General features: G+C 70.7%; 15 protein-coding genes. 4 read left to right on the top strand and 11 right to left on the bottom strand.

Going from position 1 to position 17,243, the window contains the following annotated elements; all coding sequences use genetic code 11:
• The first annotated feature begins 126 nt into the window (after nt 1-126).
• Nucleotides 127-483: a MerR family DNA-binding transcriptional regulator gene (locus AB0J58_RS17315; protein ID WP_037969490.1), complete on the top strand. Its 357-nt coding sequence runs from the start codon at nt 127-129 to the stop codon at nt 481-483.
• Here the strand turns inward: AB0J58_RS17315 and AB0J58_RS17320 are convergent.
• The 5 genes from AB0J58_RS17320 to AB0J58_RS17340 form a co-directional block, all read right to left on the bottom strand.
• Complete coding sequence (locus tag AB0J58_RS17320; RefSeq protein WP_364216469.1) at nt 475-1,404, bottom strand: cation diffusion facilitator family transporter; 930 nt, start codon at nt 1,402-1,404, stop codon at nt 475-477. The two genes, AB0J58_RS17315 and AB0J58_RS17320, sit on opposite strands and share 9 nt — an antisense overlap.
• A 48-nt stretch (nt 1,405-1,452) precedes the next feature.
• Nucleotides 1,453-2,559, bottom strand: a complete 1,107-nt coding sequence (locus tag AB0J58_RS17325; RefSeq protein WP_364216471.1) for an SIS domain-containing protein — start codon at nt 2,557-2,559, stop codon at nt 1,453-1,455.
• Nucleotides 2,556-2,729 (bottom strand): Trm112 family protein, encoded by a 174-nt coding sequence (locus AB0J58_RS17330; protein ID WP_012888128.1) that lies wholly within the window; start codon nt 2,727-2,729, stop codon nt 2,556-2,558. The genes AB0J58_RS17325 and AB0J58_RS17330 overlap by 4 nt, the downstream gene beginning before the upstream one ends.
• A gap of 4 nt (nt 2,730-2,733) precedes the next feature.
• The gene (locus AB0J58_RS17335; RefSeq protein WP_364216474.1) at nt 2,734-4,089 is read right to left on the bottom strand and encodes a phosphomannomutase/phosphoglucomutase; all 1,356 of its coding nucleotides are present in this window, start codon (nt 4,087-4,089) and stop codon (nt 2,734-2,736) included.
• A gap of 356 nt (nt 4,090-4,445) precedes the next feature.
• On the bottom strand, nt 4,446-4,814 hold the full coding sequence (locus AB0J58_RS17340; protein WP_364216477.1) for a DUF3499 domain-containing protein: 369 nt from the start codon (nt 4,812-4,814) through the stop codon (nt 4,446-4,448).
• A 216-nt stretch (nt 4,815-5,030) separates the two neighbouring features.
• Here AB0J58_RS17340 and AB0J58_RS17345 point away from each other — a divergent pair, with 216 nt between their 5' ends.
• Nucleotides 5,031-5,486: a metallopeptidase family protein gene (locus tag AB0J58_RS17345; RefSeq protein WP_343980311.1), complete on the top strand. Its 456-nt coding sequence runs from the start codon at nt 5,031-5,033 to the stop codon at nt 5,484-5,486.
• 17 nt (nt 5,487-5,503) lie between these two features.
• Here AB0J58_RS17345 and AB0J58_RS17350 read toward each other — a convergent pair whose 3' ends face one another.
• From AB0J58_RS17350 to AB0J58_RS17365, 4 genes are all read right to left on the bottom strand, one after another.
• Nucleotides 5,504-6,919, bottom strand: a complete 1,416-nt coding sequence (locus tag AB0J58_RS17350; RefSeq protein ID WP_364216480.1) for a DUF5719 family protein — start codon at nt 6,917-6,919, stop codon at nt 5,504-5,506.
• On the bottom strand, nt 6,916-9,801 hold the full coding sequence (locus AB0J58_RS17355; RefSeq protein WP_364216483.1) for a glycosyltransferase family 2 protein: 2,886 nt from the start codon (nt 9,799-9,801) through the stop codon (nt 6,916-6,918). The genes AB0J58_RS17350 and AB0J58_RS17355 overlap by 4 nt, the downstream gene beginning before the upstream one ends.
• Nucleotides 9,802-10,055: 254 nt before the next feature.
• On the bottom strand, nt 10,056-10,316 hold the full coding sequence (locus AB0J58_RS17360) for a WhiB family transcriptional regulator (RefSeq protein ID WP_037969494.1): 261 nt from the start codon (nt 10,314-10,316) through the stop codon (nt 10,056-10,058).
• Nucleotides 10,317-10,623: 307 nt separating this feature from the next.
• Complete coding sequence (locus AB0J58_RS17365; RefSeq protein ID WP_364216486.1) at nt 10,624-12,732, bottom strand: hypothetical protein; 2,109 nt, start codon at nt 12,730-12,732, stop codon at nt 10,624-10,626.
• A 238-nt stretch (nt 12,733-12,970) separates the two neighbouring features.
• On the opposite strand from AB0J58_RS17365, the gene cofD reads away from it, so the two are divergent.
• A complete protein-coding gene (gene cofD / locus AB0J58_RS17370) occupies nt 12,971-13,936 on the top strand; it encodes a 2-phospho-L-lactate transferase (RefSeq protein WP_364216489.1) in 966 nt (321 codons plus the stop codon).
• Nucleotides 13,933-15,252 carry a coenzyme F420-0:L-glutamate ligase gene (locus AB0J58_RS17375; protein ID WP_364216492.1) on the top strand — a complete coding sequence of 440 codons (1,320 nt, stop codon included), beginning with the start codon at nt 13,933-13,935 and terminating at the stop codon, nt 15,250-15,252. The genes cofD and AB0J58_RS17375 overlap by 4 nt, the downstream gene beginning before the upstream one ends.
• Before the next feature lie 114 nt (nt 15,253-15,366).
• On the opposite strand, the gene AB0J58_RS17380 is transcribed toward AB0J58_RS17375, so the two are convergent.
• Together AB0J58_RS17380 and AB0J58_RS17385 are read right to left on the bottom strand one after the other, a co-directional pair.
• Nucleotides 15,367-16,290 (bottom strand): tetratricopeptide repeat protein, encoded by a 924-nt coding sequence (locus AB0J58_RS17380; protein WP_364216495.1) that lies wholly within the window; start codon nt 16,288-16,290, stop codon nt 15,367-15,369.
• Nucleotides 16,291-16,314: 24 nt separating this feature from the next.
• Complete coding sequence (locus AB0J58_RS17385) at nt 16,315-17,127, bottom strand: hypothetical protein (RefSeq protein ID WP_364216498.1); 813 nt, start codon at nt 17,125-17,127, stop codon at nt 16,315-16,317.
• Between the last annotated feature and the right edge of the window lie 116 nt (nt 17,128-17,243).

The following is a 17,243-nucleotide window of genomic DNA, read 5'->3' on the forward strand; positions in this document are numbered from 1 at the left end:
GCCACTCCACCGGAAAAGTCGACGGTTGCGAGTTTAGGCGTCCGGGGAGCCTCCGCGCACCCTCTGAGCGGGTAACCTGACACAAGAATGTAAGCTTTCCCGAAAATCCATCAGAGAGGGGCGGCGATGCGGATCACCGAGGCCGCCAGGAGGCTGGGCATGTCCCCCCGGATGCTCCGCTACCGCGAGGCGCTCGGCCTGCTCCCGGAGATCAGAAACCAGGGCGCGCACCGGCGGTTCGGCCCCGAGGAGCTCTCCGCCGTCGCCCAGAGCGTCGAGTTGGAGAAACGGTTCGACATCTCCCCCGCCGAGCTGGCCTTCGCGCTGCGAACGCTGAGCGAGCCCGCGGTCGCCCAGGCGGTAAGGGACCTGGGGCTGCGGATCGGCCGTCTCCAGGCACCCCGCAGGGCCCTGGACTTCGAGAAGGAGAAGGCGCTGCGACTGCTCCAGCGCCCTCAGGCGTCCCGTCCGGGTTCAGACTGAGTCGTTGACCCTGGCTCTGTCCAGGTCGGGCTCCAGGTAGATGACCCGGGCCTCGGGGACGGCGGCGCGGACGCGCTGCTCGGCCTCGTCGATGCCCCTGGCCACCTCGGCGGCCGTGTCGTCGTGATCCACCGCGATCTTGGCGGCGACCAGGATCTCCTCCGGGCCCAGGTGGAGCGTGCGCATGTGGATGACCCGGGTCACCTCGGGCGCGCTCTCCAGGGCCTGCGCGATGCGCACCTCGACCTCGGGACCGGCGCCCTCGCCGATCAGCAGCGACTTGGTCTCGATCGCCAGGATGACCGCGATGACGGCCAGCAGCACACCGATCATCAGGGTGCCGATGCCGTCCCAGACGGGGTCGCCGGTCACCACGGCCATCGTCACGCCGAAGAGCGCGAAGAGCAGGCCGAGCAGCGCCCCCAGATCCTCAAGCACGATGACCGGCAGTTCGGGCGACTTGGCGCGGCGGATGAACTGCACCCACGTCTGGTTCCCCCGGACCGTGTTGGACTCGATGATCGCCGTCCTGAACGAGAACGCCTCGGCGATGATCGCGAAGATCAGCACACCGAAGGCCCATATCGGGGAGGTGAGCTCCTCCGGTTCGGAGATCTTGTGCCAGCCCTCGTAGAGCGAGAACACCGCGCCGATGGTGAACAGCACGACCGCCACCACGAACGCGTAGAAGTAGCGTTCCCGGCCGTACCCGAAGGGATGCTGGGGCGTGCGCGCGCGCTGCGCGCGCTTCCCGCCCACCAGCAGCAGGGCCTGGTTGCCCGAGTCGGCCACCGAGTGGACCGACTCGGCGAGCATCGATGACGAACCCGTGAAGAGAAACGCCACGAATTTGGCCACCGCGATCGACAGGTTGGCGGCCAACGCCGCGATGATTGCCTTGGTACCGCCGCCCGCGCTCACGGCAGCCTCCGCTCAGCTCATTTGCTCTGGTAAAGATGAGACAGGATCCTATTGCGAAATCCTCGACCTGACCTCTGTGATCGCCGACACAGTGGTCGGGTCGATCCCGTACCCGAGAGCGAGGTAGGTACTCGCGAAGTCTCCGAGTGCGGTCAGCGTGGCGAGCCGCTCCAGCGGGTGCTCCCCCTCGGCGGCGATCTGGGTGACCGGAACGCCACGATCCTCCGCCAGCCGCACCGACGCCTCCCGGTGCCGTACGACCCGGGGGTGCTCGTCCACGTCGCGCAGCACGAACAGCCGGAGCGACCTGCCGCTCTCGTCGGCGAAGATGTCGCGGTGGGCGAGCGGGCCGTCGAGGGCGGCCACCTGGTTGTGGTCGACCTCGGGGAGCTCTCCCCACATCGCCGGATACTTACCGTTCATGTTGAGCCCGCAGGCCCACCAGTGGGCCGCGACGGCCGCCACCGGGGAGGATCCCCAGATCATCGGCACGGTCTCGGCGATCTCCATGGCGAGCGACTTGCCGGGATTGATGAACGACTCGCTCGTCGGACGGCAGCGGTGCGCGAGGTCCTCAAGGCGCTTGGCCACCCCCTCGAACACCTGCTCGCCCGCCTCGACCAGGCCGAATCCGGCGGCGGCGACGACCAGCGGGACCGACAGCGCCCACAGCGAGGCACGCGGCCGGCCGCCGTCCGTGACGGGCACGAACGGCGCTCCCGCCTGCCTGGCGATCGCGTGGAGCGGAGATTCGGGGGCGCCGACGGCGAGCAGGCGGCAACCGCGGCGGACCGCCTCGGCGGCAACCGTGAGCGTCTCCTCGGCTCTGCCGGAGTGCGACACCGCGATCACCAGGTCGGTCGCGCCGATCCAGCCGGGCAGCCGGTAGGACCTGACCGTCACGATCGGCAGCGGGGCCCCGTGGCCGCACACCACGTCGAGGACGTCACCGGCGATGCCGGAACCGCCCACGCCGGCGACCACGATCGCCCGGGGCCGGCCGTCCTCGGCGAGTGCGGACAGGCCCGACTCCATGGCGACCCGGTGGGAGGTGCGGACCTGCGCGGCCGAGTCGGCCACCGCCCGCAGCATGCCCGACGGGTCACCGTCGGCCGGCTGTTTTCCGTCGTCGAGCCGATCGGGCTCCCAGTTCACGACTTCCGGGCCTCGTCGACCAGCAGGACCGGGATGTCGTCCCGGACCGGGTAGACCAGGCCGCAGGAGGCGGAGGTGCAGGACAGCTCGTCCACCTCGGGCTCGGCTCGCAGCGGGGACTTGCAGTTGGGGCAGGCCAGGATCTCCAGCAACCAGTCGTCGATCTTCACTCGTTCAGCTCCTCACGACAGCAAGGACCTCGTCCCTGACCGCTGCCATCTGAATCTCGTCTGCCGCCTCGGCGTTCAGCCTGAGCAGCGGCTCTGTGTTGGACGGACGGAGGTTGAACCACCATCCCGGGCCGGAGACGGTCAGGCCGTCCAGCTCGTCGAAGGTGACGCCGTCACGGGTGGCGAACGCCTCGCGAACCCGCTCCGTCGCCGCGACCTGGTCGGCGACCGTACTGTTGATCTCTTCGGAGGCCGCGTAGCGGGTGTATCCGGCCAGTATCTCCGAGAGCGGCTTCTCCTGCTCGCCCAGCGCGGCCAGCACGTGCAGCGCGGCCAGCATGCCGGAGTCGGCGAACCAGAAGTCCCTGAAGTAGTAGTGGGCGGAGTGCTCGCCGCCGAACACCGCGCCGGTCTCGGCCATCTCGGCCTTGATGAACGAGTGACCCACGCGGGTGCGGACCGGCCGGCCGCCGAGTTCGGTGACGATCTCCGGAACGCCCCTGGAGGTGATCAGATTGTGAATGATCACGGCGCCGGGGTGCTTCACCAGCTCCCGGGCGGCGACCAGCGCGGTGATCGTGGACGGCGAGACCGATTCGCCGCGCTCGTCGACCACCCAGCAACGGTCCGCGTCGCCGTCGAAGGCCAGTCCGATGTCGGCGCCCACATCGAGCACCGTCTTCTGCAGGTCGCGCAGGTTGTCCGGCTCGATGGGGTTGGCCTCGTGGTTGGGGAAGGTGCCGTCGAGCTCGAAGTATAGGGCGGTCAGCTCGATGGGCAGCCCCTCGAAGACCGTCGGGACCGTGTGCCCGCCCATCCCGTTCCCCGCGTCGACCACGACCCGCAGCGGCCGGATGCCGGAAAGGTCGACCAGGCCGCGCAGGTGATCGGCGTAACCGCGCAGCAGGTCGCGCCCGGAGACCGTCCCACCCCCCTGCCCGCCGAGGCCGCCCGACGCCAGGATCGCGGCGGCCCGGTCACGGATCTCGATGAGCCCGGTCTCCCCGCCGATCGGCACGGCGCCTGCCCTGCACATCTTCATGCCGTTGTAGCGGGCCGGATTGTGGCTGGCCGTGAACATCACCCCGGGCAGGCCGAGACTGCCACTCGCGTAGTAGAGCAGGTCCGTGGAGCCCAGCCCGGCATGGACCACGTCGGCTCCCCGCGAGACGGCCCCCCTGGTGAAGGCCGCCGCCAGCGGCGCCGACGACTCACGCATGTCGTGCGCCACCACGGCGGTCTCGGCCCCGGTCACTTCCACAAAGGCCGCGCCGATCGCTTCGGCGGTCTCCTCGTCGAGCTCGTCCGGCACGACGCCACGAACGTCGTACGCTTTGAAGATCTTGACAAGGTCGCCCACTCCAGCTCCACCCTTTGCGTCGTGTCCGCTGCCGTTGCCTTCCAGTTAACGCTGGTCAGCGCATTGTCGGGCAGTCCGCGCCTTACGACGCGGACGTTCTCCCTCGTGGGAGTTCTCGCTTCACCGCCGACCGCCCGGCCTTGCGGCCCGGTCTCACACCGACTCCACGAGCGTTTAAGGTCTCCCCGCAACTCTGGGCGACCTGACCGTGAGCACGATCAACGCTTCAGGAGACCAAAACCCTCGCCGGCCACGGCGAAGCCACGGTCAACAGGCCGTACCACTCTCCCAAGCATGTCAAAGCATAACGGCGCGCGCTCATATCCGAGCAGCTCCTACTCCCCACCCTAGTAGGGTCAGCGGTCGCGCTGGGGCTGAGCCGAGCGGAGCACCCGCAGATGACCCCGGCGCCCGACCTCGACGCCCTGGCCGACCGGCTCGATGCCGCCGCTGGGGGCGGGTCTCGCGGCCTCGCGGACCGCGTTGGCGAGGGCCTCCAGATCGTCCGTACTCGGTGTGGCGCTGTCAGTCGGCAGGCGGACCACCTCCCAGCCGCGGGGGGCGGTGAGCCGCTCGGCGTGCTCGGCACACAGGTCGTAACAGTGCGGCTCGGCGTACGTCGCCAAGGGCCCGAGAACAGCGGTCGAATCGGCGTAGACGTACGTGAGCGTGAAAACGGCAGGCTGACTGCACGCGGTGCGGGAACAGCGGCGGACGGGGCTCACGGTGGGACCGTATCCGGTAAGCGTCCGGGGCGCCACTATCTGAGCGCTCTTAACGAGCGTGTCGCCACAATTCGGACACGTGTCCCGGCTTCCACCCGCCTGTATGGCTTACGCCCCTCCTCCGCGCTCCCGCCACACGGCCGCTCGCGCACTCGATACGCCACCTTCCGTCACCGGCACTCCCACCCCCGCTCGGGTCACGTCTAAGCTGGGGCCGTGAGCCCGGCACCCGGCAGACCTCGTTCTCCCCGCAGGCGCGACAGGCACGGCCGCGGCCTGCGCGGTCCGCTCGCGCCCTCGCACGTGCCGATCGCCAAGTCCCGCAGCGAGCGGTTCGACGATCTCGTCCTGGACGCCGTCGACCGGCTCAAGCCCCGGTGGGCCAAGCAACTGGCGGCCGTGGAGTTCGCGGTCGAGGAGGTCCCGCCGATCAGCGAGCTGGGCGACGGCCCCGGGCTGCCGGCCGGCGAGCCGATCCCGTTCGGACGGGCCAAGCCCGCCGACGGGAACCGCCCGGCCATTGTGATCATTTACCGCCGCCCCCTGGAGAGCCGGTCCCGCGACCGTGACCACCTCGGCGCGATGGTGCACGAGGCGGTGGTCGAGCAGGTCGCGGGCCTGCTCGGACTCTCTCCGGAATCGATCGACCCCGGCTTCGACGACCACGACTGACCTGTCCGAACCGCCTGTCAGGGCAGGACCGTCGCGGCGGACTCCGCGACCGGCGGGATCAGCGCCCACATCCGGGCCGCGGCCAGTGGCTGCACGGTCAGCGCCGGCCCGCCCTTCCGCCGCTCGTCCATGACGCGCCCGCCGTAGACCGGTCCCGAGCCGGGCATCGGCTGCACGACCACCGCGAAGACCCCGTCCACCTTGGGCAGTTTGACCTGCTTGGTACGCGAGGCGGAGATGTCCACCTGGAACGGCTCGCCCGGCTCGCCCTTGCGCGGAACCACCTGCACGCTCACCTTTCCCGCCGTGTCCGGCGCGGTCAGCAGCAGCCGGGAGGTCACCTTGCCCTCCGTGCGGTTGTCGGCGACGACGCTTCCCAGGTCGACGGGGTCCGCCCCGGCGGTGAAGGCCACGTCGACCTTCGCCCCGGTGCCGGTGGCGACGAGCCCCGCGACGATCGGGGTCTCCGAGGTGAGCACCAGCGCGGACGGCTGGCCGCCGATCCCGGTGGACAGGTCGAGGGTGGCGACGGAACCGGCGGGCACCTCGACGAGCTCGCGGCCCTTGAGCGCGTACGTCCCGTCGGGGGTGAGCGCCCTGACCTCGACCAGCGTGTCGACCTCGGCGTCGGAGGCGACGAGCAGCTCGCGTTTCCCGCCACCGCCGGGGATGCCCGGCACCACGACGCGGGTGGCGGGGGCCGCGGAGGCGGGCAACCAGTCGACGCCGCGCCCACCGTTCATGATCGCCCTGGCCGCGGCGGTGACCCGCCCGGAGCTGGTGCGCACCTGGATCGCCAGGGCGAGCGCCGAGGGCGCGAGATCCCCGACCTTGATCGAACGGTTCTCACCGGGTTTCAGGGTGAACACACCACCGCTGTCGGCCACCACGGGACCCTCGCCCGAATAGACCATGATCTCCACGACGGCCGGGGCGAGGTCGGCGTTGGTCAGGTAGAGGGTGACCTCGGCCGCGGCCGGCCCCGGGCCGACCAGCCAGGTGCTCGCCACCGGCTCGGTGCAGCGCACCCCGGCCAGTCCCCGCTGCCTGCCCGACTTCTCCTTGCGGGTCTGCGCCACCTCCAGGCCCGCCGCCATGCTCCCGGTGGCCGTGATGACAAGGGGCGGTGACGAGGCGGGGATCTTCTCATGCCAGAGACGGCCTGGGGTGTCGAGGGTGGCGAGGGTCCTGTCACCGGTGACGAGTGCCGCGGTCCCCTGCGCCCGGCTGCCCGGCGGGGCCACCACGCCGACGGAGGCGTCCCCGGGCGATGGGCAGACCGTCGTCACCGAGGCGACGGGAACCTTCTGAGCCTGTGGCGCGGGGGTGGCGGCCGTCTGTGGCTGGGTGGCGGAGGCCACCCCGTACAGGGCGAGCAGGGCCACCAGCACCAGCACCAGCAGGCTGAACCGGTTCTCGATCAGGGATTTCACCGGGGGGCCAGCTCTCTACGGGACTCGGGCAGGTCCTGCGGGGCGGCGGGCTGGTCGGACTCGGTACGCGAGCCGGGCGCGGCCAGCACCAGGACGACCAGCACCAGCGCGGCCTGTACCCACAGCCAGCGGCTGTGCCAGGGGTCGCCGGGCGGGGTGACCGGAACGGCGATCGGCTGGGTCAGCCGCCACACGCCGACCGAGCGGGACAGGCTCATCCTCGCCAGCGAGGGCTGCGAGTCGAGGGCGGCGCTGATCGCCGCGTCGACGGGCGCGGTCATCACGACGAACCGGACACCGTGCGCCGCCAGCACCCGGGCGTCGTCGCCGCCCCTGCCGGACACCAGCCCGGCCGTGGCGACGCGGACCCGCTCCCTGGGCCCCTCGGGCACGGGGATGTCGGCCTCGCCGATCACCGGGGTACGTCCGCGAAGCACCGTGAAGAGCAGACCGTTCGGCGAGGTGCGCAGCAGCAGGGTCCGCTCGCCACCGGCGGAGTTGACCGCCGCGAGGGCGGGCATGACGTCGCGTACGGTTCCGCGGATCGGGCCGTTCACCCCCTCGGCGATCCACATGCCCGCGGCGAGCAGCGGCGTGGAGAACGCGACCAGTACGACCCCGAGCGCGGCGAGCCTGCGCAGCCCGCCGGCCGCCCGGAACTCCACGACCCGGTCGGCGGTGAGCGCGGCCACCACGAGCATGCCGGTGGCCGCGAAGGCCAGTGGCACACCGGGCCAGGCGGGAGCCTCGACATCGCCGTTGATCGAGGTGACGGGGGTCCTGCTGACCAGGATGGCCACCAGCACGCCGAAGAGGGCGACGCCCCAGCCGACCGCGATGACCATCCGGTTGCGGCGCATCAGCAGCGCGAGCAGGCAGGCGGCGATGAGACCGCCGGTCACCCAGAGTGGCGGCATGCCGGGCCCGCCCGGGCTGAGCAGCAGCAACGACTGCGCGGGCAGCCCGGGGTCGACCAGCGCGGGCTGGTGCAGCCCGGCCTCCAGTAGTAGCCGCTTGGGATCCGCGACCAGCTGGGCCAGCCAGGGGAACAGCAGGACCACGGGCACGGCGAACGCCACGAGCATCGAGACGGCGACGCCCCGGCGCGGGAAGGCCAGCGCCGCCAGCGCGCCGAGGATCGCGGTCAGCGGGTAGACCAGCGGGGCGAAGGCGGTGCCGACGGCCAGCAGGAGCCCCAGGCCCCAGGCGGCGCGGCGGGCACGGCGCCGCTCCCCGGCGAGCACCGTGGTGGCGAGCGCCGCGTAGACGGGAAGCAGCACGAAGACCACCGCGGTGCCGAGCCGGCCCGCGGCGACCGCGCCGGTGGCCACCGGCAGGAGGGCGTAGGAGGAGGCCAGCCAGACCCGGGTCCAGCGCCCCGGGATCATCGACCGGGTGGCCGCGTACGCGGAGATCCCCGCCAGCGGCACACAGCCGAGCAGCAGCAGCGAGACCGCGAGCCACGTCTTGCCGAACAGCGCCGTGGAGAGCACGGCCAGCACCGCCACGTACGGCGGAGCCCACGCGTCGGTGCCCAGCCCCGTCTGGTGGTGGCTCTCACGGTAGAGATCCCACAGGTCGGAGGCCCCGCCGATCACCGGGACGAGCGCGCCGCCGCCCAGCCTGGCGCCGCCGGTCAGGGCGCGCTCGGCGATCAGCGTGACCAGGGCGAGCGCCAGGAAGAGCAGGACGCCCGGGTTTCCGAAGACGCGCTGCATCACACCGGCGTCGGTGAGCAGTTCCTCGCCGTCCTCCTGCTGCGGGTGCGGCGAGGTCGCCACCGCGTGGTGGCGCCCCTCGGACTCCACGAACCCGCCCCCGGCCAGATAGTTCTGGGCCCGGTCGACGAGCCGCCGGTAGCCGGCACCGGGCGGGGTGAGCAACCGACTGATCGCCGGGTACGCCTGCCTGCGCCCCTTGGCGCGCACCCGCCGAGCCTTGATCATCCGAATGGGATGGCCGAACACCGAGCCGAACGCGAGGAACTCGTCCAGCGCGTTGGCGGGCTGCTTGGCCACCAGGAACAGCGCCGTGCGGAGGACGGAGCCGAACGCGTTGCGTACCAGCGCCCACAGCAGCGGCCTCAGCGGCAGATTCGCCATGACGACGAAGAGGGCGTTACGCCGGTCCAGGCGGCGGGGGTGGTCACCGCTGGCGGTGATCCGGCGGCGTCGCCTGGTGGCGGCCTCGGCGTGCCAGGCGACCGCCCGGGTGACGTTCTGCACTCGGTATCCGGCGGCCCTGACCCGCCAGCACAGGTCGAGGTCGTCACGGAAGAGCGGCAGGGCCGGATCGAGACCGCCGACCTCCTCCCAGACATCCCTGCGGATCAGCATGCCCGCGGTCGAGACCGAGAGCACGTCCCTGATCCCGTCGTACTGCCCCTGGTCGAACTCACGGGCCTCCAGCCCGGTGTTCCTGCGGCCGGTGCGGTCGACGGTGACGCCGACCTCCAGCAGGATCCGCCGGTCCAGCCAGTCCCGGAGCTTGGGGCCGAGCACCGCCGCCCGGGGATCCGCCTCGGCGGCCTCCAGCAGGATCCGCAGGGCATCGACGTCCGGCGCGCAGTCGTCGTGCAGCAGCCAGATCCACTCCTGCCCCCCGCCGGGGCCGAGCTTGTCGAGCACCTCGGCGACGGCCTCGCCGAAGCCGGTCGAGCGCGGCAGGGTGAGCACGGCTCTGGAGCCGAGGGCTCCGGTCAGCAGCGCGGCGCTGCCGTCCCTGCTGCCGTTGTCGACCCCGACGACCCGGTCCACGGGACGGGTCTGCCGGAGCAGGGCTTCCAGGGTCTCCCCCAGCCAGCGGGAGCCGTCGTGGGAGACGACGATCGCGGTGACCGTGTGCTGGGGGCGATGGGGGCGCTGGGAGTCGGTGATGGACATACGTCCCGTGTTCAGGAGGCGTTGATGATCGGCGCGACAACGATACGACACCCTATGTCTGACTATGCCTTACATCTGGTCGCGCGCAGGAAAAAGGGCCACGTGACCGACGGTCACGTGGCCCCATGGAGATATTCGTCAAGCGCCCCCGAAGGGGCGTCACATACTTCTTCGGTGTTCTTCAGTGGTTGGATTTCCAGACCGTCCGGACCTCGGCGTGCCCAAGTCTTACAGCCGTCCGCTTCCCGGACGGCTCAGACCGCCTCACGCTTGATCCGCCGTCGCTCCCGCTCCGACAGCCCACCCCAGATTCCAAACCGCTCGTCGTGTTCCAGCGCGTACTCAAGACACTCGGCACGCACCTCGCAGGAGCGGCAAACCTTCTTGGCCTCGCGGGTGGAGCCTCCCTTCTCCGGGAAGAACGCCTCCGGGTCGGTCTGCGCGCACAAGGCGCGCTCCTGCCAGCCAAGCTGCTCTTCAGCGATGCTCTCCTGTGCGATGACCAGGTCGGCCACTGCACACCTCCCTGCCGCACGCCCGCAAATGGAGCCCCCCTATGAACGCCTCCCCCTTACCCACCCAGAGAAAGGCGTAACAACACGTGTGTAATTACACGCGCGTGCCCGGTGTGGCGTCAAGCGGCATGCTGGTATCCGGGGAAAGACCTGCTCTCCCCGGTTGTGGGTCGTGTGCCTGCCACGACGGCAATTGCACCAGGTGATCGCCGCGATCGCCAGGGGCTCAGTGCTCTCGGCGGTCGGAACCGTACCAGGACATGTTCTGATCCTGACCGGGGCCCACCCTCTCTCTATCCGGGCTTTGCTAATCCATGCCCTGACCTGGGCGTTGTTCGGGCTTGTAGATCGCGGTGGGGTCTATCGGCTGCGAGTCCCACGTCCTGACGGCGAGCGCGGGGTCGCTCAGCGGGTCTCCGGAGTAGGTGCTCGGGTCGAACCTGAGCGTCGCCTCCGAGCGCGGGTCCCACTGGTGACCGCCGCCCTGCGTCTGGTACGGGGCCTGCGGGGCCGGGGGGTTCTGCGGAACCTGGGGGGCCTGGGGGGCCTGCTGCGGATGCCCGAACGGGCCGTCGTAGCCGGAGGAGCCGTACTCGGGGACGCGAAGCTGCGGCTCGGTGCCCTGGGCCTGCTGCTGGTAGCTCTCCGCCTGCTGGTACGCCTGGGCCATCTGCTGTGACCTGAGGTCCACCGGATCGGGTGCGGGGTACTGCGGGCCCGGCTCGGCCGGGCGGGCGAACTCCGCGCTCGGGTAACCGCCGAACGGCTGGCCGTAGTTCTCCGGAGGCTGCGGGAAGGACTGCGCCTGGCCGTCGAACGCCGGGCCCTGGCGGCCGTCGACCGGCGGGTAGGGCGCGGGGGCCTGCTGCTCGGACTGGTGACCGTAGCCGGACGGCTGCGAGTCCTGCTGCCCGAAGCCCTGCGGCTCGGGCCGCTGGTAGGCCGGCGGCTCGGAGTGCGGCTCGGCCTGCGGGTAGCCCTGCGACTCCGAGCGCCGGCCGGAGCCCGCGGGCTGCGACTCCTGGCCGTACGCCGGCGAGTCGGCCTGCCGGCCGAAGCCCTGCGGCTCGGGCTGCCCGTACCCGGGGAGATCGGCCTGCCCGTAGTCCGGCTGCCGCTGCTCCGGGCGGAGGCCGTACGCCGAGGAGTCGGTCTGCCGGCCGAAGCCCTGCGGTTCCGGCTGCCCGTACGCCGGGGAGTCGGGGAACTGCGGATAGCTCGGCAGGCTCGGGCTGGAGTGCCGCCCGGAACTCACCGGCTGCGACTCCTGACCGTACGCCGGCGGGTCGGCCTGCCGGCCGAAGCCCTGCGGCTCGGGCTGCCCGTACGCCGAGTCGGGGAACTGCGAATAGCTCGGCAGCCGGGGTTCCGTCTGGGGCTGCTGATCCACCGGAGCGGCGTAGACCGGCGGGTCATAGGCGGCTGCCGGCGGCTCGTACGGCTTGGCCGGAGCCGGGGGCTGCACGTCGGCCGCGATGTACGGGCTCGGGGTATAGCCCCCGGTCTGCGCGACGGGCTGGGAGACGGGCTGCGGCGGCTGCGGCGGCATGGACTGCGGGTACCCCTGCCCCTGCGGCTCCGGCTGCTGGGGGGACTGCGCGTAGGAACCGGGCGGGGGAGCGTACGGCTGGTTCTCGGCGGGCGGCTGGTAGGGAGGCTGGGACTGCCCGTCGCCTGCCTGCGGCGCGGACGGCGCGTAGGAGGCCGCCTGCTGCCCGTACCCTTCGGAGACGTGCGCGGGCGGAAGCGCGGGGAGGTTCTGCGGAGGCTGCGGAGCCTGGGCGGGCGGCGCCTCCTGCGGGTGGTGGACACCCTGCTGCGCCATCTGGCCCTGGGGGTACCCGCCCGGCGCCTGCGGATGGTCCTGGAAGGGAACCTGTCCCTGCGCGGGAACGGGCTGCTGGGGGTGGTACCCCTGCTCCCGGGGGTGCTCGGCGGGGCGGCCGAAACCGTCCTCGGCGCGGAGGGCACCGGCGCGTGAACCGGCGGGGATCGCCTTCGGCAGCACGTAGAGCAGTGCGACCGTGATCAGCGCGAGGGCGGGCAGGTGGATGAGGAGAATTTCGATCTTCTCCTGGAGATCCGTCACCCCCCCGAACAGCGCGGTGAGCAGGCTGATCGCGCCGAAGAGCACGGAGAGCACGAGCGTACCGGCCGCCACGAGGGCCATCGGCTTCAGCCGCTCGATCACCGGACCGAGGTGGGTGGCCAGCAGCACGGCGCCGACGAGCAGCGCGGCGGTTGTCGGCGAGGTGAGTTGACCCAGGTAGCCCGCCGCGCGCACGGCGAAGGACGATCCACCGAACAGCAGGCGTTCGATGCCGACGAGAACACTCGCGGACGCGACGGCTACCATGAGCCACGCCGCCGGTTCCCGGAGCCGGCCCGCCTCGACATTGATCACAACTACCCCCATAGGGTCTTTAGGTAAACCCGGGCCAGTTTTGCACATGGCTGACTTTGCTGTTGGTAGTCCCAGGAAGCCCACCAACCCCATAAGTGCTCCATTGCACCTTATATGTCCATAATTCGGGCACCAGGACAGGCGATTCTGCCAGCACGGACAGCCCTCATAACGATCATGAAAAGACTGCCCCACCCCTCTCCCGGCACCCCGCCGACATCCGTGACGACCTAGTGGAACACTGGACGGCATGCGCATCGTGTCCCTCGCCGGCGGAATCGGTGGTGCCCGCTTCCTGCGGGGTCTTCTCACCGCCGCCCCCGACTCCGAGATCACCGTCATCGGCAACACCGGTGACGACATCAGTCTCTACGGCCTGCGGGTCTGCCCCGACCTCGACACCGTTATGTACACCCTGGGCGGTGGCATCGACGAGGAACAGGGCTGGGGACGACGGCAGGAGTCGCACGTCGTCAAGGAGGAACTGGCCGCCTACGGCGTCGAGCCGCAGTGGTTCGGCCTCGGCGACCGCGACTTCGCCACCCACATCGTGCGCACCCAGATGCTCGACGCCGGATACCCGCTGTCGGCGGTCACCGAGGCACTGTGCCGGCGCTGGCAGCCGGGCGTGCGCCTGATCCCGATGAGCGACGACCGGACCGAGACCCACGTGGTCATCACCGACGAGCGGGGCCGCCGCGCCATCCACTTCCAGGAGTGGTGGGTGCGGTTGCGCGCCTCGGTTCCCGCCGAGCAGATCATCCTGGTCGGCGCCGACCAGGCGTCCCCCGCCCCCGGCGTGCTGGAGGCCATCGCCGCCGCCGACGCGGTCGTCCTCCCGCCGTCCAACCCGGTCGTCAGCATCGGCACGATCCTGCAGATCAAGGGCATCCGCGAGGCCCTGGAGAGCAAGACGGTCGTCGGGGTCTCCCCCATCATCGGCGGCGCCCCCGTGCGCGGCATGGCCGACGCCTGCCTGACCGCGATCGGCGTGCGGACCACCGCGCAGGCGGTCCTGGAGCTGTACGGGTCACCGCTGGTGAACGGCTGGCTGGTCGCGGAGGAGGACGCCGGGGTGGCCCTCGCCGGCGTCGACGTCGAGGCCCGCCCGCTGATCATGCACGACGCCGAGGCCGCCGCCGCCATCGCCCGCGCGGCCCTGGACATGGCTACGCGGCTCGCGTCCTCCCCCGCCGGCGGGGAGGGCTCGCGATGAGCCGGAGCAGGCGCGGGCGGCGGAGTCCCGCCGACGTCAGAGTGGAGATCTTCGCCGTTCCCGGCATACCCGAGGTCCACGAGGGCGACGACGTCGGAGAGCTGATCGTCACGGCCCTGCCCGATCTGCGTGACGGCGACATCCTCGTGGTCACCTCCAAGATCTCAAGCAAGGCCGAGGGCCGGGTCCTGCACGGTGTGAACCGCGCCGAGGCCGTCGGCGCGGAGACGAGGCGGGTGGTCGCCCGCAGGGGCGAGACCGTGATCGCCGAGACGAGGCACGGGTTCGTCATGGCCGCCGCCGGGGTCGACGCCTCCAACACCCGGCCGGACACGGTGGTCCTGCTGCCCGTCGACCCGGACGCCTCCGCCTCGGCCATCAGGGCGCGCATCGCGGAACTGCTCGGCGTGTCGGTCGGCGTGATCATCTCCGACACCTTCGGCCGCCCGTGGCGCAACGGCCAGACCGACATGGCCGTCGGCGTCGCCGGGGTGACTCCCTCTCTCGACTACCGAGGCGTGTCCGACGACTACGGCAACGCGCTGGAGGTCACCCTGACCGCCGTCGCCGACGAGTTCGCCGCGGCCGGAGACCTGGTCAAGGGGAAGGTCGCGCAGACCCCGGTGGCGGTGATCAGGGGCCTCGCCGAGTACACCACCGAGGACGACGGGCCGGGCATCCGCGAGCTGGTCCGTCCGTCCGCCGACGACATGTTCCGGTACGGCTCCCGCGACGTGGTCTTCGCCCGCAGAACCGTCCGGGAGTTCTCCGCGGAGCCCGTGGACGGCGCCAAGGTCCGCAGGGCCGTCGACGCCGCGATCGCCGCACCCGCCCCGCACCACACGACCCCGTGGCGGTTCGTCCTGCTGGAGTCCGCGGGGACTCGGGAGAAGCTGCTGGACGCCATGCGCGAGGCCTGGATCGCCGACCTGCGCGGCGACGGCCTCTCCGAGGAGTCGATCGCCAGGCGGGTCAGGCGGGGCGACGTGCTGCGCGCGGCCCCGTACCTGGCGGTGCCCTGCCTGGTCATGGACGGCTCGCACGGCTACCGCGACGACCGGCGCAACGCCGCCGAGCGGGAGATGTTCGTGGTCGCGGCCGGCGCGGGAGTGCAGAACTTCCTCGTCCAGCTCGCGGTGGAGGGTCTGGGCTCCGCGTGGGTCTCCTCCACGATGTTCTGCCGCGACGTCGTCCGCGAGGTTCTCGACCTGCCCGCCGGCTGGGACCCGATGGGGGCCGTCGCCATCGGCCACCCCGCGGCCCCTCCGAGGGACCGCGCCCCCAGGCAGGCGGCCGACTTCATCGTCGTCCGCTAGGCCCGGCCCCCGCACGCGCGGCTCCGGCTCGTGTCGCGGCACCTGAGCCGCGGCACCGCCACGCGTGCGGGAGACAGGATCGGCTCGTCCGGGCGGGGGCCTCGGCCGATCCGCTCAGCCGTCCGCGCCTCCGTCGAGCTCCATCGCCCGATTTATATCGACGAGCGATTCCTCGTAACGGCCCAGGGACCGCAGCACCTCGCCCCTGCGGACGTAGGCCCAGGTGTATTCGGGATCGATCTCGATCGCCCTGGTGAGATCGACCACCGCCTCCTCATCCCGGTGCAGCTCGTGCAGGATCGCCCCGCGGCTCCCCAGAGCGCGATCGTTGTCGGGCTCCAGCTGAAGGGCGTGGTTCAGGTCGCCGAGTCCTTCATCGACCTTGTCCATCATGCGATACGTCTCGCCGCGCGAGACGAGTGCCCAGACGTTGTTCGGCTCCATGCTCAGCGCGTGGGAGAAATCCGTGATCGCGTCGTCATAGCGGTTCACCTGGTAGTAGAGGTCGCCGCGGGCGTTGTACAGGTCGGTGTCCTCCGGGGCGAGCATCACGGCCCGGCTCAGATCGGTCTCCGCGTCCTCGTACCGCTCGACCTTGCGCAGCAGGTCCGCCCGCTCGCTGAGGAGCCAGACCTCGTCCGGGGTCAGCTCAACCGCACGGTCGAAGTCGGCCAGCGCCTCCCCGAACCGGCCGAGCGCCTCGTACGCCTGCCCCCGGCTGCCGATCGCGTACGCGTACTCCGGGTCGATCTCGATCGCGCGGTCGAAGTCGGCGACGGCCTCCTGGAACCGGCCCGTCCTTCGGTACAACTCACCCCGCCTGCTCCACACGATGTCGTTGCCGGGATCAAGCCGGAGTACCTCGGTCAGATCTGCGATCGCCTCATCGAAGCGCTTCATCATCGAATACGTCTTGGCACGTTCGATGAGCAGTCCACACCGCTGCGGGCCGCCTTCCCGCGTACCGGCCGCCAAACTTTCCTCGCCTGCCACACACACCTCTTCTTCAGCCATCTGAACGATCGCAGGCATGGCCATCCGACCTCACCATGCGGCCCGGTCTCACTTCCCCTTCGGAGGAGTCTCGATCGTCACCGGCGGCTCCCAGAACAGGCCCTCCTCCTCGGGAAGGTCCTCGGCGTCGATGACCAGGTCCTCGGGCGGCGGCTCGATCGTCACCTTGGTGCCCCAGCCTGTGAAGCGCAGGTCGGAACGGATACCCAGCTCGTAGTTGTCGTTCGTCTGCTGAGAGGTCGTGGTGGTCAGGCGGGTGACCCTGCCCTTGGCGTCGAACCAGAGCGCCCAGGCGACCTCCTCGTCGCGTCCCAACCCTCCACCGAGGGGCTGACCGGGGATCTTGGAGGCATGGATGGTGCCCTTGGCCGTGCGCGGGCCGACGGAGGAGGCGGTGGCGAGCAGCGCCCGCAGCGTACCGGGTTCGAAGAGATCGACCGTGAGGTCCATGGGACTGGACTCGGGCCATCGACTGCGCACCCACTTCTTGTCCAGTGGCAGCTTGCCGATCAGCTCACCACCCGAGGTGTAGTACGCGCCTTCGACTTTGATGAGAAGCGTCGGGAAGAGAGTTTCCGCCTCCAGGATCTCGGAGATCTCGGAGCGGATCGGCGAGTAGAACGTGCTGATGTCGTCTGTTTCCACCAGCCCTCCCTTACGAAATCCGGCGACCCGCGTGGTCCGGCTGGTGAATATGTGCTTGCCGTCGGCCGACACGCGGGTGGCCACAGAGATGGTGACGCCTCTGCCCGGTACGATCTGGGCGCGGAGCGTCTTGATCGGATCGAGCGCGTCGGCACGGGCGGGCAGCGGCGTGAGCAGGAGGAGGCTCACGACAAGACCGGCGATGATCCGTCTCATTCGGTTTCCTTTGGCGCCTGGAGGGAAAGAAGATCCTTCCAGGCAAAGATCACGCCGCCGTCTCAAAACTTCCCGATACGCTCGGGCGTTATGGAAAGGCGGAACCTTCTCAACCG

Source organism: Streptosporangium sp. NPDC049644, assembly GCF_040675205.1.
Taxonomy (GTDB): domain Bacteria; phylum Actinomycetota; class Actinomycetes; order Streptosporangiales; family Streptosporangiaceae; genus Streptosporangium; species Streptosporangium fukuiense.